Below are 19,971 nucleotides of genomic sequence, written 5' to 3'. Positions count from 1 at the left end.
CTCTCGCTCAGCGGCGAGCATTAAAATGGCGCGAGGGCTTCAACCTTTACTACCCTCGCGTCACTCCTTCGTCGTTGTACGACACGCGGGCCATGCTTCTCCAATCACTTCCAGTGCAGATTTGATGAATAGCAGGGCGATCACCGCGCCAGCTACGATGTCCGGCCAGCCGCGTCCGGTCAGCGCAACGACAACGGCAGCCACTAGTACACCGAAGTTGGCTGCGACATCATTGCGGGAGCACTCGAAGGTGCTTTTCATGTTGATGTTGAGCGCGCGGAACCGCCACAGCAATGTCAGGCACACCAGATTGGCCATCAGCGCGATGGCTCCGAACCCCAGCATCAAGCCGCTGGAAGGCGGCACGCCGTGGACCAGCTTGCTGACCACCTCCACCACGATGAAGACAAAAAAGGCCAGGATCAGTAGCCCCTTGGCGAGGACTGCGCCAGCTTCCCAACGCGCCCCCCGGTTCACCGCCCACAGGCTCAGGCCCTATACGATTGCGTCACCCAGCATATCCACCGCATCAGCCTGCAGAGTACTGGAGCGCGCCACGATGCCCGCGCGGAACTCGATGAGGAACATCACCAGATTGATGACGAGCACCGCCACTAGTACGCGTCGCTGCGCACTATGGAGAGCCAAGGCTTCCAGTTCCTGGCGCTTGTGGCCGCAGCAGTGGTCCATGGATGACTCCCGCCAAGCTGTGGCCTGGCTTGAGAAAGGTTCGGACCATCGTTATCAACCCTGTAGCCACTACAAGGTCAAGCCCATGTCCAACCACCTAACCATCGGCCAGCTGGCCCGCGAGACCGGCAGCAAGGCCGAAACCATCCGTTACTACGAAAATATCGGCCTGCTGCAGCCGCCGCTACGGTCCGTGGGCAACTACCGCTACTACGGCGCCCAGGACCAGAGGCGCCTGTCGTTCGTTCGCCGGGCGCGGGAACTGGGCTTCTCCATCGAGCAGATCCGCGAGTTGATTGCCTTTGGTGAACAGCGCGAGCACGAGTGCAGTTCAGTGGATGACGTGGTGAAGGCGCATATCGCCGACATCACACGCCGGATTCGCGACCTGCAGGCGCTGCAGGGCAAACTGAAGCGGATGATCGGCAATTGCCCGGGCGGCCGCGTAGCCGATTGCAGGGTGCTGGAAGCCCTTCAGTCGCAGCCATGACCCTGCTGACCCATCCACATCAGAACGAAACCTGCGCTCGCACGCCCATGGTATTGCCGGAATCAGGCCCCTGGGCGTTGCCGACCTTGTTGTCGGTCTTCCAGTGAACATAGTTCAGCATCAGGCGCGACCAGTTGTTGAGGTACCAGTTCACCCCGAGCGTCCATGCGGTGCCCTCGCCGCCCCGGGCCGCATCGAGAAAGTCGTAGCGGTCATAACGCGCAGCCAGCTCGAAGGCGCCAACGCCACCTTCCTGCACCGGGCGCAATACCCGTGTGGTGCCCCATACCCCGGAGCGGCTGCTGAATCCGGGGCGCTCGCCGGTGATCAGCCAGCCTGCGTAGATCGATGTCGCCCGCTGGTCGACCGAGTCGACCGTACGTGACTCGATGGTGCGGGTGGTTTGTTCGGCGAAGGCCCAGACCGGACCATACACTCCGCCCAGCTCCAGCCCCCAGGCGCGGTTGTCGGTGACGTTGGCGATGGAGCTGGCCGACACGCGCACGTTGCCGTTCCAGCCCAGCGCGATCGGAGAGGTCTTGTTGATGCTGCCCACGTCCTGGCCGAGATTCTCGTACCAGTACCAGCCCCCCAGATGCACGAAGCCTGCCTGCCCGCGTAGTGGGTTCCAGTGTGCGCGCAGCAGATACGCAACGGTGTCGCTGGCCGTGCTGTCATTGCCGATATCGTCGCCGGTCACCGCCACACTGGCGTGCCAGCCATCACCGATCACCTTCGTGGTGACGCCCAGCCCGTAGTACCCGCTCTGCTGGGCTCCGACCGACGCCACCGCATTGCGCTGCATGAAAGGCGTATTGACGCCGCTGGTGCTGCCATCGAGGCCACGGTCCTTGAGCTTGTTGCCCACGTAGATTTCCGTTGGCAGGCCACTCACCCGCGTGTCCCAGGACAGATAGGTGTCCTTCAGCGAGACATCGTTGCCCGCAAAGTCCGCATCGATCTTGTAACCCAGCGGTCCCATCCGGCCTTCGGCACCGAGGCGGCCGCTGGCCAGGTCGGTGCCGGTGATGTTGCGTGCGTCGAACGCGGATCCGTGGGTACTGCTGAAATCGACCATCACCCGGCCGCGGGGGTGGAAGGTGAACTGGCCATCACTGCTGCGGAACTCAGGGCCGCCCTTGCGCCAGCGCACATTGCCACCCCCTCCTCCACCGGTTGCGGCGAGCTGTGCCACCTGTGCCTGCAGAATGGCCATGTCGTCCTGGCGGGTGTCAGCGATGGCCGCAGCCAGCTGCGCATCGACGCCCGCACCGCTGCTGGGTGCCGCGCCGGTACTTTGAGCGGTCCCCTCCAGTGCAGCCAGGCGTGCGCTCAGCTGCTCCAGCAGTGATGCCTGCTCGCGCAGTTGCTTTGCCTGCTGCTGCACCTGCGCACGCAATCCGGCTTCGGTATCGCCAGCCGCGGCCAGCACAGAGGGGGAGGCCAGCAACAGGCAGCCGCCGGCAGCCGCGCCAAGCGCGGCACGATTCAGTGAATTCATGCAGTTCTCCCGAATGAAATACGGTGCGCGGCTCAGTCGCCCGCGCCATCATCGTCAAGCTGAGCTGCAGCGGCGGGTATCGCGCTGGCATCGTGCGGCTGCAGCCGCGCAAGCGGCGGCCCGAGGTAGCCGTGGCTGCGCGCCCAGTTGGCAAAAAGCCGCGGCCACTGCGCCACCAATGTTCCGGGCTTGCCCAGCCCCCAGCTATGGCCTCCGGCTTCGAACAGATGCAGCTCCACCGGAATGCCTGCCGCATGCGTGGCCTGGTACATCGCCACGCTGTGGCCGACATCGACGGTGCGATCGTCCACGGCCTGGGCCAGGAACACCGGCGGCATGTCCTTGCGGACGTGTTGTTCGACCGAATAGGCCTGCTGCGCGTCGCCTTGGCTGGCCAGTTCCCGCTTCGACCGGGTGTGGTCCAGCGGCGCGCGCATTGAAACGACCGGATAGATCATGCCAAGGAAGTCCGGACGCGCGGACAGCTGGTCGGCTGCATCCACCGGCGGATACAACGGCGCATCGAAGCGCGTGGCAACGATCCCGGCGAGATTGCCGCCGGCGGAAAAGCCCAATGCGCCGATGCGCTCCGGATCAACCCGCAGGCTTGCGGCCTGCGCGCGCAGCAGCCGCATGGCGCGCTGGCCATCCTGGAACGGCGAAACCGGTGCCCATCCATCGGCAGGCAGCCGGTAGTACACCACGGCTGCGGTGACACCCAGCGATTGCAGCCACTGCGCGGTCGGCTTGGCGGCGCTGCCGATCTGGATGCGGAAGTAACCCCCGCCGCCGAAGATCACCACGGCTGTTCCGTTCGGTTTCAGCGGTCGGTAGATCTCCATGCGCGCGTCGCTGATTCCCGAGACCGCGCCCTTCGCGCTGCCTTCGACGCCGGTCCGTTCCGGTCCACGCGCGCGTTGCTGCCAGTGGTCCTGCGGCCACAGCGGAACCACCTCGGGTGCCAGTGCAGGCGGCGCCGCTGGCACCGCGCCGGCAAGCAATGGATTCAGCAGGATCAGAAGCACTGCCAGCCCGCGCAGCTTCCCCGCATGCAGACTCATATCACGCCCTCCCGTCGGCCTCTACGGGGGGAAGTGTGCGTCGAGTTGCGCTGGCGACCTATAGCCGGATGGGACTAGCTGGGCCGTGCTCTTCTGTGTGCGCCGCAACATCAAAGTGGACACCTTTGGCTGGAGAGTCGCCATAGGATTTGCCATGACAATACTGTAAGGCTTCCTGGTCTTCTTACCCCTCCCCGCTCCGGCAACTGGCTCTCTACTGCTGATGACAGCGCTGCTGTCCATGGCAAGCGACTCGCGCGATGTTTGGCAGATTATGGCTCGGCTCTACCCGGGCCACTGCGGCGGGATGCCCTCGTAAGCGATACATGCCCCCGCGCTCTTCAAAGCATCTCTGCAGTTCTGTGACAGAGTGCCGATACATCTTAAGCAGCAATGCGATTCTGATTCAGCGCCGGAGGCAGTTCCGTTCAAGGGGGAGCCGATTGACCGCCACCAGCAACCGCACTCGATTCCTGTTGACAATTCTAGGGCCTGTAGCTCTGTCCATGCTAGCGATGCTGATCGTCGCCCAGGCCGTTCTTTACGTGGAGGACAGCGAGTCCACAGAGACCATTGCTGAAGCCGTCGTGGTCCGGGCAGAGACTGTCTCGCAGGCAAGAAGGGTCGCTTCAGACGCGGCGCTAAGGTCTACCTTCGCGTTGTGTTCCGACGCCGACATTCGAGCACTCAAGGAAGTCGCTTTCGATTCCAGTTATATGAGTGACGTGGGCCGGATCCAGGATGATCACCTGCTGTGCAGTGCGCTTTGGGGAAGGATCGTTCCGTTCAAGCTTCCTGCGCCGCACTATTCATCGGGCGATACCAAGCTATGGAATACGTCCGATCTCGTTGGCTCGCCTTACGGAGGCACCAACCTGATCGCCCAGGGCCGGACATTCACGGTGTCATCGCCCTCGTCCTTCGATGGCTTGGACCCGGCGAGAACCAGCACATTCACTGTCGAAACGCGTGATCGCTCCTATGTGTTCCGGAGTGTGGAGCCTGCAGCGGACGCCAGTGAAGCCACATCATCCCGCATACGGCTGAGCCGATGCAGCAACAAGGCAAACGTCTGTGCATTCGTATCACGGCCCCGGCGGGGCATCTGGGACCTTGCCCCCTCTCTGCTCTACACCATCATCGGCATAGGTGCCGCGCTTGGCATTACCTTCTCGTACCTCCTAATTCGTCGAAACAGGACCGCAAGGCAGACGCTCCAGCAGCGCTTCAGCCTTGCCATGCGCCGAAACGAGATCGAGTTGGTGTATCAGCCTCTATACACCGTTGTGGATAGGCACCTTGTCGGGTTCGAAGTGCTAAGCCGCTGGAGCCCAGTTGGCGAAGGCGAAATATCTCCTGGCATCTTCGTACCAATGGCCCGCCAACTTGGCCTGAGTTCAGATCTTTTCCGGTACGTACTGTCGAAGGCGCTGAGAGAGATGGCACCGGCCCTCGCCGGCGAGAATGCACCATACCTGAGCATAAACGCTGAGCCCGTTGACATGGCTTCGGAGGACACTGTTCGTTTCGTCGTAAGCGTCACGCAGCAGGCCGGTGTTCTACCGGATCAGGTCAGGATCGAGATCACCGAACGTGAGGAACTGGTCTGCCCTGGCGTAACCGCACACATGGCAGCGTTGGCAGCATTGGGATTCCGATTCCTCATTGATGACTTCGGAACTGGCAGCTCCAACTTCTCACACTTTGCCCAGTCCCCCTTCATCGGTATCAAGATTGACCGCATGTTCGTATCGGCCATCACCGAGGAATCACCCTTGCGCCCGGTGTTGCCGGGCATATACCAGATCGCTCGCCAGCTCGGCCTGGAGGTGATCGTGGAAGGAGTGGAGACTGCAGAGCAGGATGCATTGCTGCAGCAGATCGCGCCTTCTGCAGTAGGCCAAGGATGGCTATACGGCATGCCTGTCCCGGCTGAAGCCGCCGCTGTCCTGGCCAAATCACACAATGGCGACGAGCCATTCACTGACCCGTGAATGGCTCCTGTTCCACTATGTACCCGCGCCGAGGAATGGCGCAGCAAGACGAAAGACCACTGTTACATGCACGAGCCTTCCCCACTCAGTGCAACCGAACGGTTGATGGTGTTCACACCCATCGCTGTTGACGCCCCGAAAGGGCATCGTCGAGATCGGATCTGAGTCGAACCTATGCGGCCTGCACGTAGGGGGCTACAGCTGCGGCCAGCACATCAATTCCCCACACCGATCCAGCAATTTCCTCAGGCTCACTCTTCTTGAAGCGCGACCAATCGGCCCTTGCCAGCTTGCCCACGAGCAGCTGATCGGCGGGAAGCCGATGCATTGACCAGTAGGGGAACTGCCTCGTAGATACGCGGCCTCTCGCCAGTTCTACGACGCCCGTGTGGCTCGTCGATTGCAGCACGCGCTCATAGACGCTGGCGACCCCATCTTCCGGGCCTTCAAAGTACTGCACGAATCTAGCTCCGTCGTACAGCAGAACTCCCGTCACGCCTGCAACTTTGTTGAACCTCGCAGCATCGGCTACGAGCGCTTCCAGCTGATCAATCGAAAGACCTTCAACTGCTTCGCTTGCGTATACAACGGCCCGAATGGGCATGGTCTTTGCCTTGAAAGAGGGCCACATCGGCACCTATTCACACTCTACCACTCGGCACAAGTAGGGGCCGGGATGCGCATTCTTAACTCTTCAGAATCTGCTGCTCCCATCAACGAACCTAACGCCCGAGCAAGCCGCATTATGGGCGCCCCACGTTCAGGACTTCGTTCATCTTCATGCGCGACATCGGACAGTTCTATGTAACAAGCGTCGAAGGAGTGACCCGTGCAGATGGCACCTTGCTTCAGGTAACCCGCATTGATTGCTCCTGCTTGAAATGCTCACGGCAGTTCAGAGCGACCCCCGGGCATGGACTGGTTGACCTCAATGGTGCTGCAGCTCTCGACTGCCCTGGCTGCGGGAACCACCAGTCGGTCAGTCGTGCCAGGCTTGAGGAATTCAGCTCACAGGGCAGCGAGTAGGCGGCGGCGCTACGGCGCCTCAACATCACGCCCACGTTCCCGATATCTCCTTAGCCGTATCTTTCCGCAATAGACCTACTTCGATGCCCCGATGAGTCACACCGGCATATTCAAGATCACTGATCTCACCTATAGGCTTGGCGCAGAGGGTGGCTTGGCCCGTGCCCTGCAGATTGAAGCCACCTGCACTGCCTGCGGGGCAGCCGGCGTGTGGAACGAGCAAGAGATGGAGCATGTCAAAGGGGGAACCGTGTTGTCCTGCCCCGTCTGCGGTAAGCGCCAAGCAATCAGCAACGCCCGCCTGATTGCCTGTCCATCAGATATCCGTCACCCCCGAAGCTGAACGAGACGTGGTTCACATTTTCCATCGTCTGGCGCGACAATCGTGACAGGGGCCTGTCGGCCCCCGCCACGGGGAGTGGAGCCATGTTCAAGCGAGGGGAAGACGCGTTCCTGGTGCTGGAGCTGCGTGTAAGGGAGTGCGAGCGCCGTATTGCAAAGTCCGATGGCCGAACCAGGGCATTGGAATGCGCCATGCGGGCGGTTGTCTCCAGCGCTTCCAATCCCGCGGCCTTGCGCGCCGCGTGGGCGCAACTGATTCCGATGGTCGTGGAGAGCCATGCCGACGAGCGTAGAGAAGCGACCAACGACTACCTCGATGGACTACGCCAAGGCCTCAAGTTCGTTGCTGAGCAGATTGACGCGGCCGCAGAACGACCCTGCCCTCCTCGGAGATAGTTCCGAAGGCCGATCTAATCCTCGGTCACTTGATCGCGCCCTGCCCTAGGGCGAATTCCCTTCGATGGCCCAAACGCTGTCCTTGTGGCCGACCTTTGCGCGCTTCCTGGATTGCCTCGCCAGTTGCCAGAGAATGGCAGCAGCGACAAACGCGGTCGCGTCCACCGCCACCCCCGCACTTGAATGGTTCCAGGTGCCGGGGACGCCGGCCAAAGCCGCAAGGCTGCCGACCGGGATCAGTGCCGTCACTATCGCGCCAACGTACAGCAGCTCATAAGCGGAGCGCGCGGCCCCACGCAGGAATGCCCAGGCCACTGCCAGCAGGAAGGCCACATAGTAGATGCCTTCGTGCCATGCCGGGACATTGGCAACCAGCCCAGGGAGCCACTTGGTAGCGGCCAGTGTTGCCGAGACGCCGATGACACAGCCTAGGGACACTCCGATGGTCAGAGATCCCAGCACCCGGGTGGATCGCTTCTGCTCCGGCAGGTTGGCATCGCGCTGCTTCTTGCGCCGTGACTCGATCCATAGCAGGTTGCCGGTGTAGAACACGATCGCGCCGCCAAGCCCAAGCAGCAGGTACATCCAGCGCACTGGGTTTCCGCCAAAGCTGCCGAAGTGAAGCATGAAGAAGGCATTGACCGCCGTATCCCAACCGCCCATGTGGCCGGGGAGATCATGCGCATCCACCTCGCCGGTGTAAGGATCCAGATGAGTGCTCATGTAGGTGCGGGCGCGGGTGCCGTAGCGGATATCCAGGCCGGTGACCCGCCCCTCGACCACACTGCCCTTCTGCTGGAAGCCCAGGCTGTAGACCTCGAAACCTGGCAGCTGTGCCTCTACCTTTTCCAGCAGTGCCGGCGCAGGCAGAGGCTGGGCGCCCGGAGCGGGCCCGGCGTCATGCTCCTCGCCCCATTGGATGCCGTTGGGGTAAACCACCTTGTCCTGGATGTCGTAGATCTGATCGTGGAACGCGAATACCACGCAGGTCACAGCCATGATCAGGTGGAACGGCAGGCTGACAATGCCCAGCGCGTTGTGCACATCCAGCCACATGCGCTTGATGTTCCTGCCTACCCTTACGGCGAAGAAGTCTTTCACCAGCGTTGGCAGCAGCACGATGACGCCGGAGATCAATGCCACGGCATACATCAGCGCAATGATGCCCATGATGGGGCGCGAAACCGCATCCGGGAACGGCAGGCCGACAAACTGGTGCAGCGTATCAACAAGCTGCGCCACGGGCGCCTTGCGCAGCTGCTCCACCTGAAGCCGCCCCTTCGCGTCGAAGCTTGCGCCAAATTCGGTGAACTGCCGCGGCTTGTCGCCACGTACTCGCCAGATCACCCGGGCAGGTGCCTCCGGCGAGGTCTGCACCATCACGCTGTAGTTCTTCGCCGCCTCGGGGTGCGCCTTCAGCACGGCCACCAACAGGTCCGGCGCGCGTGCCATCGGCACGGGTGCAGACAGTGTTGAAGGCGGTGTGGCCCATCGCTCCAGCGGCTTCTCGAACATGGTGATCGAGCCGGCATAGAAGGCAACGAACAGCATCAGGCCAGCAAGGATGCCGACCCAGATGTGCACGTCCTTGTAGACCTTGATGATGTCGTTGCGGATTTTCATGTGAGGTCTCAGCCCAGATGGCTTCGCGCCAGCCAGAGCGCGCCAAAGGCCACAGCGTTGGCAGCGCCCAGCCACAGCCAGGCGCGTGCGCTGCTACGGAAAAGGAAAACGAATGACAGGATGGGTGCCCACAGCAGCGCAACCAGCCACATGTTGAACTGGGCTTTGCCACCGCCGCCATCAATGCCGCCGGGCCCGAACCAGGCAAAGAGGCCGGACAAGGCCAGGGAGAGCCCGAAGCCCAGCAGTACGCCGGCGCAGGTCTTTCCGAACCAGTGCCGGCTCTGCAGCTTGTCAGGGCTGGCCATGGGCACCTCCACGCTTTCGTGCGCGCCAGACACCCAGGAAGGGCGCGGCCGACCAGACCAGCATCAGGATCGTCAACCAGGTGAAGAAGGCCGCACCGCTTCCCATCAAAGACAGGAACAACGCCAGCGAGACCAGCGACAAGGTGCTGCCGGGAATCCATTTCCCGCGGACAGGCCAAGGTCCGGCGCGCCGCCACTGCTGCTTCGGTGACGCCAGATAGAACAGCCATGCCCCAGCCACACCCGTGGCTGAAGCCAGCAACGCTATCACGACTGACATTGTGGAAGTCTCATACGAAAGCCCCGTGACCTGGCTGGCCGGTCACGGGGCAGAAGGGTTACCAGGTGAACCGGGCGGTGGCCGTGACGGTACGTCCCGTGCCGAAGAAGCACGAGGAGACACCGCTGCACGTGGTCACGAAACGCTTGTCGGTCAGGTTGCTGACGTTGAGCGCGAACTGCGTGCCGACGCTTCCGATCGCGCCCACGTCGTAACGGATGGCCGCATCCCACATCGTGTAGGACGGAATCAGGTAGACGTTGGCGCTGTCACCGTAGCTTTCGCCGTTATAGCGGACGCCTGCGGCAAGGCTCAGGCCTGCGAGTGCCCCGCCCTGGAAGGTGTAGTCGCCCCACAGCGCGGCAGTCCAGTCCGGGACCATCGCCAACTGCTTGCCCTGATAGCCGTTGTTGCTCTTGGTGACTTCCGAGTCCATCCAGGATGCGGCGCCGATCACGCTGAATCCATCCAGCGGGGTGATGCGGCCTTCCAGTTCAACGCCGCGCACGCGACCTTCGCCATCCTGCACCTGGCACTGGCTGGACCCGGTGGTGCCACAGGTGTTGTGGCTAGGATCCGGATCGTTGGTCAGGATGTTCTGCTGGCGCAGATCGTAGGCCGAAAGCGTGATCAGGCCATCGAATCCAGACGGCTGATATTTCACGCCCACTTCCCACTGCTTGCCGGTGATCGGGTCGAAGGGCGCCCGGTCGAAGGACTGGGTAGCCGTGCTGCCGGCCGGCTGGAACGACTCGGCGTAGCTCAGATACGGGGTCAGGCCGTTGTCAGCCACGAACAGGATGCCCGCGTTGCCGCTGAAGGCTTCGTTCTTGATGCGGCTGGGCGTGCGTGCGCCGTAGCGGTCCGTGGCGACGGTGTACGACTGCGTCCAGGTATCGTCCTTGGTCCAGTCATAACGGCCACCCACGGTGAAGCGCCACTTGTCCAGCGCGATCTGGTCCTGCAGATAGGCGCCGGTCTGGCGGTTCACGCCACCGGAATAACTGATGCTGTTGGTGACCGGAACATAGCCGGTGTAGATGGGATTGAAGATGTCGATCGGCGCCGGATCACGCATCGCACCGCGCGCCGCATCCCAATCGGCCTTCTGCCAGTCCACACCCACCAGCAGCGTGTGTTCGGCCGAGCCGGTCTGGAACTTGCCGGTAATGCGGGTGTCGATCGTGTCGCCTTGGGAGTCGCCCTCGCCCCAGGTGGCGCGCCGCTTCTGGGTGCGTCCGTCCGGGTTCAGGCCGCCATTGGTCACTACGGTGCGGAAGGTCGATTCAACGTTGGTGTGGCGAGCGCCCTGGCTCAGGGTCCAGTTCTCATTGAAGGCATGCTCGAACAGCCAGCCGGCCGTCCAGATCGTGCGGTCGTAGGTGTTCCAGTTCGGTTCGCCAATGAAGGTCCTGTTCTTCATGCGCCCATAGGGGGTGGCCTTGAGCGTTCCGTCCATCGGCAGGAACTGGTAGGTCGAGCCGCCGTCGTCGCGCTGATAGAGGCCCAACACCGTCAGACGGGTGCGCTCGGCGATCTGGAAGGTATAGCTGGGAGCCAGGAACCAATGCTCCTGCTGGGTGTGCTTGATCTGCGTATCACCGTCGCGATACAGGCCCACCAGACGACCCAGATGGCGCTTGTCGTCCGACGCTGCGCCCACATCGAACGCGCTGCTGTACTGACCGTTCCCGTCCAGGCCCAACTGCAGCACCTGCTGCTGGTCGGGGGTCGGGGTCTTGCTGACTTGGTTGACCATGCCACCCGGAGCCACCTGGCCATACATCACGGCCGACGGCCCCTTCAGCACCTCGACGCGCTCCAGGTTCCAGCTGTCCACCATGGTCCGGTTCCACTGGCCACCCTGCGGCGCCCGCATGCCGTCGATGGTGACGTTGTTGCTCCAGCTGCCGGCATCGAAGCCACGGATGCGGAAGTCGTCGACCCGGTTGTCGATGCCGCCGCTTTCCAGGACAACGCCGGCCACGTAGCGCATTGCCTCGTTGAGGTTCTGCACGCCGCGGGCGTCGAGCTCCTCGCGGGCAATGACCGAAACCGATTTGGCCATTTCGGCAACAGGGGTATCGGTCTTGGTCGCGCCGGAGGTGTGGGTGGTCGTTCGATAAGCGTTGACCCGCACGGCATCCAGCGTGGTGGCACTGCCATCGGGTGTCTGCGGTGATGAATCTTCAGCGTGCCCCACCAGCGGCAACGCCAGCATCAGGGCAACGGAAGTGGACAACAGGGTGCGCATGGGCACTCGGGAGGTAAGGGTGATCTTGGACATTGGAGGGCCTACGGTAGGAAGTGCGCCCTAGGCGGCAGCTGCGGCGGCGTTAATTTCGCGTTAAATAATACCAAATGCAAATCGTTCGCACTAGCATCCGGATTCACCTCACCCTTCTCGCGCTCTCCGCTCCTTCGCCCCGGATCGAACCGCGGCGCACCAGCAAGTGCGCGAGGACGCTTCCCAACTACCCCGGCTTAGCTGCGCCCTTCTCCGTACCGGGGTGCCCAATATGTCCACAACGACGGCCACCAACACAACGAAGCTCAGCACTGAACTTGCCGACGGCTGCAATCTGGCCGTGGTCATCAATGTCCGGGCCCTGCAGTTGCGGGGCTGCGCTGTCTCCGAGCAAATGACCGGGAACTGGTACTCGTAGCTTTGCCAACGCCTGGGCCCTCCGTTCGCGACTGCCTGCATTGATTCCCTTTTCGGATCGCGGCGGGCAGGATTGGGGCAATGAGCTTCTCCAGCTTCTGCAGTCCTGCGGATTGGTCCAAAGCATGAGCCGCTTCGCAAATGCTGGCCCAATGCAGTTGCAGAGAGCTTCATGGGCACCCTTAAGACGGAAAAGGCTGCCGATCCGCACTCCCCCGAGAGCGAGCCAGTCAATCCACCGCGGCCTACCCAAGGCCTCTACAATCCACCGGCTGGTCTGTCGGGTGCCAATCCCCCAACACCCATACTTCCGGGCTCATGGTCGTTGCCTTAAGTTGCTTCATGGCGTCCGTTCTGAGGGAGCACGGTCACGTCGCCATGGCGAAGCAACCACCTGTCGCTGCCGCGATCATGCAGCCTACTCAGTACCCGTTGATGTCGAACATCATGGATGCATTTCCAAGTCAGCTACGGTGGAGCAAGCTTGTGTCCTATGTTCCTTAGGGAATTGACTTATGTGGTGCGCCCGGCGGGTAGCTGTCGTGTTGTCTGGTCTAATGCCTTCCTAGGCTAGGACCCTACCCCATCGGAGAAACAGCCCCATGACCACTACGTCCCCTCCTCGCTTGCTGACAGCCACAGAAGTTGGCGTCTGCATCCGCCAGCTCCGTGAGCAGCGCCGCTGGTCACAGGAGCAACTGGCTGTGATAGCAGGACTGAATGTGCGCGCCATTCAGCGGGTTGAACAGGGCAAATCGGCCAGTTTCGACATTCGACGCGCGTTAGCTCACGCCCCTGAACTCAGCGACATCGACGCAATCAGTAAGCCCTTCCGGCTGCCCACGACCGAGGAACTGCAGGCGATGCAGGCACAGGTCGAGGACCGAGTTCGCCACTCTGATTGACTAATATCATGAGTACCGCGACTGCCAAGACTTGTACTCGGAAACCGAGAGGCTCGTTGTCTAACGGACGGCTCGACAATCGCGAATGAAACCACCTCACGAAACTCTCGGGACGGCCCTGGGCAGTTGACGAGCGTGCAGCAAGGGTTGACGCGGCGATTGGCATAGCGCTGGCCAAAGCGAGGGGTGCCGACTAAACGCAGCACTGGCCGGGGGCATTCATGGTTGGTCGGTCACATCAGATCCGTAATTCTGAGATCATCTGGGTCCGATCTTCTGAACCAGGCACGCTTGCGCGCCAAAGGCCGATGCTCGAATGATCGCGCACCTCGTCGAACTATCTCTCGCCCAAGGAGCTCAATAGCTGACTGCTTCCATGATCCTCTGGATGTAGTGACTAGTACGACCTTTTTCCCAGGGAACATGTTGCTCCTAACAAACTCCCAAGCCGGCGGCGCTGGGCAACCACGCCAGATGGGTGTTCCCAAATAGATAGCGTCATAGGGAGCTAGATCCATCCACGCGGGATTTATCCACGCGTCATCAAGCCCCCCATCAGCCATAGCATTCACCCACCCGGCCAAGCCTAATGAGTAGTCAAATGCTTCGACAGCACGCAGATCGGCGTGTAACTGGTCCGCCAGATAACTAGAGGCTAAGGCGGTGTGCCCAGAGCGAGAGTAGTAGACCACCAGGGCATCGGGTAAAGGAGATCTCGATGGGGCCGGCGCCTTTAGCTTCTGAAGTTTCTCCAGCCTTCGTCGCGCTGCCCACACGACACAGCAATCAATCACCTTGATCCCAGCGGCAAGCGCGACGATGACTACGACGAGCTTAGTGATTAGTATCATTCAGTACTCTCCATCATGCACTCCCCCGTTACTTCTGTAGTCGCTCTGCGAGGTACTGCACTCAAGGACATTGCATGGTCGAACACCCGCGATCGTCGCCATCCACTATAGCGAGCGGCTAATAGTGAAGCTTCCGAACACCGGCGACTGGCGCTGGCCATAGAACTCGCGGGTGCTGTGGTAACGCGCCATTGCGAATTTCCAGCGCCCGCGCATCACCGCGATGCCGTAGCCGCCTTGGGCGACCACGTGGCGCTTGTCCACGCTGTGGCTGTTGCGGAAGGTGTTGCCATCCAGGGTGATGTCGCGGATCACCCATGCCGCGTCGGTGGTCGCAAACAGGTGCCAGGACCAGGCGCTGAGGCGGCCGCCACGGGTGGGCGCGGTGTTCTCGCCGGCCGGGCGCAGCGGAGTGCTGCCGAAATCGTCCGGCAGCTTCCAGCCGAAGCGCACTTCGCCACCGGCATTGGCCTTGGTTTCCAGGTTGCCGATCGCACCACCATAGTGGCTGATCGCATCCCAGCCCCAACCACTGGCATTGACGCTGGCATCGGCAGGCCAGCGGCGCATGCGCTCGTGGGTCAGCATGAACACCGGCTCGTTGTGCAGCTGGTTGTCCCAACCCTTGAACTTCTCGTCCCCCAGCGCGTCGTGCACGGCGTTCTGCACCTGCCTGCCCTGGGCCCAGGGCCCGACCACGCCCACGGCCAGCTGGATGGTCTGCAGGCGGTCGCCGCTGCGTGCGTTGAAGCCGAAGCTGGCCAGCAGCACGCCGGCATACGGCCGGTCATCCTCGATCAGGTCGCGGCGGGTCGGGTCGGTGGGGGTGAAGATGGCCTGGCCGATGCTGAAGATCATGTTCTGCTGCTCGAACCTGCCGGGGTGCAGGCCTTCCAGGTACTGGTTCACCCAGCGCGCCATGCGCGGCAGGCACGGGTCGGCGGTGTAGTCGACCAGGTTCGGCGAGACCAGGGTCAGCTGCGCGCCGTTGGTATAGCCCTGGTCTTGGTGGCGGCCACCGAACAGGTCGTTGTCGACGCGGAAGCTGATCTGCGGCGGGTGGTCGCGCATCGCGTCCGGGCCACATTGTTCGGCCGCCTGGGCCACCGGGGCTCGGGCAGCGGCCAGGAACACGAGTGCCGCCATCACAGACAACCGACTAAGCGCCAGTCTTTTCATGGGCTTGCTGCCATTTGACTCAATGTGAGGTTCAATTGAAGATCTAATGCGCTGTCGCAGTAGACCCGGAGGAAGGGGTTTGAGCCATACACCAGGCCATCAGCCGGCCGCACGCCAATTGCTTTCAAAGGCGGCGCATCCCTGCAGCAGTATCTAGCGCTCTTGGGCTCGCCAAGACGTTCGCCTGAGCAAGAGATCGTCCAGGCCCTCCCTAAGTGCCGCAACAGCCGGCGCCCCAGGTGCTGACCTAGACTGAAGGGCACGTCACCTCGCTGCGAAGCAACGTCAGCCGCTCAAGATGGACGTTTCAGAATCACAGTCAGTTTGTTGATCTCTGACTGAGAGAATGGCCACCCCGCCAGCAACTCCGCATCATGTGAGGTGGGGCATATGCGCTCGGCGGGCTCGCCAGATGCGTCCAGGAATGACTCCGGTCGCAGCGAGTTTTGTGGAAGGCTCCCAATCGCAGGGCTAGCCTCCGTGCTGAGCACGGAGGCACCACCGCACTAGCTACTTACGCCGACCTGTCCACGCCGAAATGGAGCTACGAAGCAATCTAATGGCCCAGACTGCGACAACCGACGCGCCGATGAGGCCTGTGATTGAGTCCAGCCATGTCACGTCCCAGATCATTCCCACGACAAGTGCAGTAATTGCGAGTGCCGTTACAGCGGTGTCCGTAGCGACGTGAAGATAGGCCGCACGAAGATTGGGACTCCTGCGCGCACCGGGCCCCTTCTCGTCAGCATGGCGCTCATGCGGAACGTGGCAGTGATCAACCGCAGCACCTTCGCGATGGTAGGCAGAATGTAGCCACCGCGCTGAGAATATATTTGTAATCAAACCCGCAACGGCGATGGCAAGCGCTTCTGAGTACTGAACAGCCTCTGGCGCATGGAGACGCTCCGTCGATTCATAGGCCATCGAAGCGGCAATCCAAAGCATGATCATCGCGCTTACGCTCGCCGCGATGAGCTCAACCGCTAGCACCCGAGCCGCGCGCTCTGGGCGGCTCTGATTCCGCTCAGCGTACCAAGCGATAGAAAGTGCGAACAGGAGCACCAGCACGTGAGAGCTCATGTGCCAGCCATCTGCGAGAAGAGCCATCGAGTTGAAGGCCCATCCTCCAGCAATTTCGACGGACATCATGACCGCAGTGAGAGTCGCGGCCTTCGTAATTGCCCGTGCGTTGCCGGTGCTCTGTACGCCCTGCAGAGTCCGCTCGTGCATTGCGTTGGGGGGAAGCAAGGACATGGTCGAAGACTCCAGGCTCTGAGCGAAAATGTATACGCCGGTGGCGTACTGTCAGGAAGTACCGCCCCTTGCATGCAAGGGGCGGCATTTACACTACTTAGGAGAGAACGCCGCTGAGTCGTGCAGCATGCGCGGACAGCGCATCCATGAGCGGCGGGTTCAACACGTCGTACGGCTCCAGGGACAGAGCCTTCAGGCGGCTACGGACGCCGTCCATCTGTTCCGGCCTTGCGCCGCCGCCTTCGATGATCGAAGACACGAATGCGGCGAAGCGCGGTTCTTCCCAGCCCTTCTGTTCGGACAGTTCAACGTGAATGAAATCCAGGCCGTAGAAGGCATGGGACTTGTTCTCGATGCGGCCAAACATGTGGACACCGCAGTCCTTGCACGCGTGGCGCTGGATGGTCGCAGCCGGATCGACAATCGCCAGCTTGTCGGCGTTCGCCGTGATCGAAACGGTATCGCGGGGAACGACACCGACCACGGAGAAGATGGCGCCTTCCGGCTTCCAGCACTTGGTGCAACCACAGGCGTGGTTGTGGGCCACATTGCTTGCGACGGAGATCTCAACCGGCTTGTCAGAGCACAGGCACTTCAGCGTGCCGCCCTTGAAGCCGGCGGTTCCGGCAACGACGCCGGAATCGACCGAGGGATGGATAGTTTGGTGTTGCATGGACTTAAACTCCTATTGTTGGAAGTGCAGCACCGGTTGCCCGGTGCTGCGGTGCATCAGTAGTTGATGACAGTACGAATGGACTTGCCTTCGTGCATGAGTTCGAAGGCTTCGTTGATTGCTTCCAGGCCCATCGTATGGGTCACGAACGGAGCCAGATCGATCTCACCCCGCATGGCGTCTTCGACCATGCCAGGCAGCTGGCTACGGCCCTTCACACCACCGAAGGCACTGCCAATCCAGCGACGACCGGTCACGAGCTGGAACGGACGGGTGGAGATCTCCTGACCAGCACCGGCCACACCGATGACAACGCTCTGGCCCCAGCCGCGGTGTGCACACTCCAGCGCAGAACGCATCACATTGACGTTGCCGATGCACTCGAAGCTGTGATCGACGCCCCAGCCGGTCATCTCAACGATGACTTCTTGAACCGGACGGTCGTAATCCTTCGGGTTCACGAATTCGGTTGCGCCGAACTGCTTGGCCAACTCGAACTTGGACGGGTTGGTGTCCACTGCGATGATGCGACCAGCCTTCGCCTGACGAGCACCCTGGATCACCGCCAGGCCGATGCCACCGAGGCCGAACACGGCCACGCTGTCACCTTCCTGCACCTTGGCCGTGTTGTGCACCGCACCAATGCCAGTGGTGACACCGCAACCGAGCAGGCAGACGTGCTCCGGATTCGCTTCCGGATTGATCTTGGCCAGAGAGACTTCGGCCACGACGGTGTACTCGCTGAAGGTCGAGCAGCCCATGTAGTGATACAGCGGCTGGCCGTTGTAGCTGAAGCGGCTGGTGCCATCAGGCATCACGCCCTTACCCTGGGTGGCGCGTACGGCAACGCACAGGTTGGTCTTGCCGCTCTTGCAGAACAGACACTCACCGCATTCTGCGGTGTACAGCGGGATGACGTGATCGCCGGGCTTCACACTGGTCACGCCCTCGCCCACTTCGACAACGATGCCGGCGCCTTCATGGCCCAGCACCACCGGGAACAGGCCTTCAGGGTCATTGCCCGACAGGGTGAATGCGTCGGTATGGCAGACACCGGTGCTGGTGATCTTCACCAGTACTTCGCCCTTCTTCGGCGGAGCAACATCGATTTCGACGATCTCGAGCGGTTGACCGGGACCGAATGCAACGGCTGCACGGGATTTCATGTGAGTTCTCCTTGGGTGTAACGAGATAAGTGCGACAACGGTCTTTGGGGCGAGCTTGATCAGTGGAACATCGGGCGCGCCGCCCCTGGCGCCGGCTCTAGAACGCGTTTCAATCAGGTCGAATGCGCCTACAGCATTCTTCTTGGCGAGCTGTTGGGACCAAGTATTGGACTTCGATGGATTGCTGTATATGGAATAGATTGGATTTCATAATTCCTATCCATGGAATTATTAACTCACAGCTCCGCCCCCCAGCTCGCCCGCATCAATGCAACTTGAGGCGAGGCTCCGTACTCCGTCCCAATGCGTCTGCCAGCATGCGAGCAACCACCCGGCGTGTACCGAACAGGCTCCTCTGATGCATGCGATACAGTGAGATGTAGAACATCCTGGCCAGCCAGCCCTCGACCTTGAATGACCCCATGAGGTTGCCCATCAGCGTGCCAACGGCGCCCTCCCTCGACAGGGACACCAGCGATCCATAGTCCCGATAGGTGAAGCTGGGCAGCGGGCGCCCCTCGATACGGCGGGCAATTGCCAGCGCAAGGAAGTGAGCCTGCTGATGAGCGGCCTGTGCCCTTGGAGGCACGTTTGTACCGCTGTGTCCATTCGGGCAGGCTGCACAATCCCCGAATGCGAAGATGTTCGGATCCTGCGTTGTCTGCAGCGTTTCAGATACCTCGAGCTGGTTGATGCGATTGGTCTTGAGGTTCCCGAGGGATGCAAGGAAGACGGGAGCACGGATGCCCGCCGCCCATACCTTCAGCCTCGCAGCAACCTTGATGCCATTGGCGAGTTGCAGGCCCTCTTCATCCACCAGGGTGACAGCCGAGCCACACATGACACGAACGCCTTCATGTACAAGTCGCTCGGCTACCGGCAGGCTCACGCGCTCTGGCAGAGCTGGCAGCACTCGCGGACCAGCCTCGATAAGCGTGATCTTCAGATTCTCGGGAGAGATCTTGTCCAGCCCATAAGCGCTAAATTGCCTCGCAGCATCACGCAACTCGGCAGCCAGCTCGACACCGGTGGCACCGGCGCCGACGATCGCAACCTCCAGTGTTTCTGACTTGCCACGCGCTTGCGCGCCCATGTACTCGCTCAGCAGCCGCTTCTGGAAAGCAATGGCGGCATCGGGATCGTCCAGGAACAGGCAATGATCCGCTGCACCGGGAGTTCCAAAGTCGTTCGTTCCGCTACCCACGCTGATCACCAGGGTGTCGTAGGAGATCGAGCGACGGGGCGCAATAACGTTGCCCTCCTCATCGTACAGTGGGGCAAGCTCGATCTTTCTGGACTTCTGATCCAAACCCGTCATCCGCCCCAACTGAAACTGGAAGTGATTCCAGCTAGCCTGGGCGAGATAGTTGAGCTCACTTTCTGCGGCATCCAACGCGCCTGAGGCAACCTCGTGAAGAAGTGGCTTCCACAGATGCGTCATCCGAGCATCGACAAGAGTGACTTTTGCTCGCCCTGAGCGCCCGAGCTTCCGGCCCAGCTGCGTAGCCAGCTCCAGCCCTCCGGCCCCACCACCAACAATGACAATACGATGCATTTTGATTCCCCA

16 protein-coding genes and 1 pseudogene are annotated in these 19,971 nt (G+C 61.5%); 3 read left to right on the top strand and 14 right to left on the bottom strand.

Annotation, left to right across the window (positions count from 1 at the left end):
* Positions 1 to 60 precede the first annotated feature (60 nt).
* Positions 61 to 690: pseudogene (locus tag AC2A1N_RS20495) on the bottom strand (cation efflux transmembrane domain-containing protein).
* Between AC2A1N_RS20495 and AC2A1N_RS20490 the strand changes: the two are divergent.
* Positions 689 to 1,180, top strand: coding sequence for a MerR family transcriptional regulator (locus tag AC2A1N_RS20490; RefSeq protein WP_232418982.1), 492 nt, complete (start codon positions 689 to 691; stop codon positions 1,178 to 1,180). The pseudogene AC2A1N_RS20495 and the gene AC2A1N_RS20490 sit on opposite strands and share 2 nt — an antisense overlap.
* A 19-nt stretch (positions 1,181 to 1,199) precedes the next feature.
* Here the strand turns inward: AC2A1N_RS20490 and AC2A1N_RS20485 are convergent, their stop codons facing one another.
* Together AC2A1N_RS20485 and AC2A1N_RS20480 are read right to left on the bottom strand one after the other, a co-directional pair.
* Complete coding sequence (locus tag AC2A1N_RS20485) at positions 1,200 to 2,681, bottom strand: porin (RefSeq protein ID WP_005413324.1); 1,482 nt, start codon at positions 2,679 to 2,681, stop codon at positions 1,200 to 1,202.
* A gap of 32 nt (positions 2,682 to 2,713) precedes the next feature.
* A complete protein-coding gene (locus AC2A1N_RS20480; protein WP_005413325.1) occupies positions 2,714 to 3,742 on the bottom strand; it encodes an alpha/beta hydrolase in 1,029 nt (342 codons plus the stop codon).
* Between the two features lie 506 nt (positions 3,743 to 4,248).
* Here AC2A1N_RS20480 and AC2A1N_RS20475 point away from each other — a divergent pair.
* The gene (locus tag AC2A1N_RS20475; RefSeq protein ID WP_232418984.1) at positions 4,249 to 5,736 is read left to right on the top strand and encodes an EAL domain-containing protein; all 1,488 of its coding nucleotides are present in this window, start codon (positions 4,249 to 4,251) and stop codon (positions 5,734 to 5,736) included.
* 172 nt (positions 5,737 to 5,908) lie between these two features.
* Here AC2A1N_RS20475 and AC2A1N_RS20470 read toward each other — a convergent pair whose 3' ends face one another.
* The 5 genes from AC2A1N_RS20470 to AC2A1N_RS20450 all read right to left on the bottom strand — a co-directional run bounded on the left by AC2A1N_RS20470 (position 5,909) and on the right by AC2A1N_RS20450 (position 11,965).
* Positions 5,909 to 6,340 carry a BLUF domain-containing protein gene (locus tag AC2A1N_RS20470; protein WP_032966734.1) on the bottom strand — a complete coding sequence of 144 codons (432 nt, stop codon included), beginning with the start codon at positions 6,338 to 6,340 and terminating at the stop codon, positions 5,909 to 5,911.
* Between the two features lie 1,205 nt (positions 6,341 to 7,545).
* The gene (locus AC2A1N_RS20465; protein WP_005413328.1) at positions 7,546 to 9,123 is read right to left on the bottom strand and encodes a PepSY-associated TM helix domain-containing protein; all 1,578 of its coding nucleotides are present in this window, start codon (positions 9,121 to 9,123) and stop codon (positions 7,546 to 7,548) included.
* An 8-nt stretch (positions 9,124 to 9,131) separates the two neighbouring features.
* The gene (locus AC2A1N_RS20460; protein ID WP_005413329.1) at positions 9,132 to 9,431 is read right to left on the bottom strand and encodes a hypothetical protein; all 300 of its coding nucleotides are present in this window, start codon (positions 9,429 to 9,431) and stop codon (positions 9,132 to 9,134) included.
* Positions 9,418 to 9,573 carry a hypothetical protein gene (locus AC2A1N_RS20455; RefSeq protein WP_005413330.1) on the bottom strand — a complete coding sequence of 52 codons (156 nt, stop codon included), beginning with the start codon at positions 9,571 to 9,573 and terminating at the stop codon, positions 9,418 to 9,420. The genes AC2A1N_RS20460 and AC2A1N_RS20455 overlap by 14 nt, the downstream gene beginning before the upstream one ends.
* 196 nt (positions 9,574 to 9,769) lie before the next feature.
* Entirely contained in the window at positions 9,770 to 11,965 is a 2,196-nt protein-coding gene (locus AC2A1N_RS20450) for a TonB-dependent siderophore receptor (RefSeq protein ID WP_005413331.1), read from the bottom strand.
* A gap of 1,013 nt (positions 11,966 to 12,978) precedes the next feature.
* Between AC2A1N_RS20450 and AC2A1N_RS20445 the strand changes: the two genes are divergently transcribed.
* On the top strand, positions 12,979 to 13,281 hold the full coding sequence (locus tag AC2A1N_RS20445) for a helix-turn-helix domain-containing protein (protein WP_080101810.1): 303 nt from the start codon (positions 12,979 to 12,981) through the stop codon (positions 13,279 to 13,281).
* 233 nt (positions 13,282 to 13,514) lie between these two features.
* On the opposite strand, the gene AC2A1N_RS20440 is transcribed toward AC2A1N_RS20445, so the two are convergent.
* The 6 genes from AC2A1N_RS20440 to AC2A1N_RS20415 all read right to left on the bottom strand — a co-directional run bounded on the left by AC2A1N_RS20440 (position 13,515) and on the right by AC2A1N_RS20415 (position 19,959).
* The gene (locus AC2A1N_RS20440; protein ID WP_080101811.1) at positions 13,515 to 14,132 is read right to left on the bottom strand and encodes a flavodoxin family protein; all 618 of its coding nucleotides are present in this window, start codon (positions 14,130 to 14,132) and stop codon (positions 13,515 to 13,517) included.
* Between the two features lie 105 nt (positions 14,133 to 14,237).
* Entirely contained in the window at positions 14,238 to 15,278 is a 1,041-nt protein-coding gene (locus AC2A1N_RS20435) for a lipid A deacylase LpxR family protein (protein ID WP_162292552.1), read from the bottom strand.
* A 543-nt stretch (positions 15,279 to 15,821) separates the two neighbouring features.
* Positions 15,822 to 16,565 carry a cation diffusion facilitator family transporter gene (locus AC2A1N_RS20430; RefSeq protein ID WP_050557869.1) on the bottom strand — a complete coding sequence of 248 codons (744 nt, stop codon included), beginning with the start codon at positions 16,563 to 16,565 and terminating at the stop codon, positions 15,822 to 15,824.
* 97 nt (positions 16,566 to 16,662) lie between these two features.
* Complete coding sequence (gene gfa, locus AC2A1N_RS20425) at positions 16,663 to 17,238, bottom strand: S-(hydroxymethyl)glutathione synthase (protein ID WP_005413334.1); 576 nt, start codon at positions 17,236 to 17,238, stop codon at positions 16,663 to 16,665.
* A gap of 56 nt (positions 17,239 to 17,294) precedes the next feature.
* Positions 17,295 to 18,404: an S-(hydroxymethyl)glutathione dehydrogenase/class III alcohol dehydrogenase gene (locus AC2A1N_RS20420; protein ID WP_005413335.1), complete on the bottom strand. Its 1,110-nt coding sequence runs from the start codon at positions 18,402 to 18,404 to the stop codon at positions 17,295 to 17,297.
* A gap of 265 nt (positions 18,405 to 18,669) precedes the next feature.
* Entirely contained in the window at positions 18,670 to 19,959 is a 1,290-nt protein-coding gene (locus AC2A1N_RS20415) for an NAD(P)/FAD-dependent oxidoreductase (RefSeq protein WP_032966740.1), read from the bottom strand.
* Between the last annotated feature and the right edge of the window lie 12 nt (positions 19,960 to 19,971).

The organism is Stenotrophomonas maltophilia group sp. SKK55, assembly GCF_057179845.1.
Note: the sequence above shows the minus strand (reverse complement) of the source record. Positions and strands in the feature narration are given on the sequence as shown.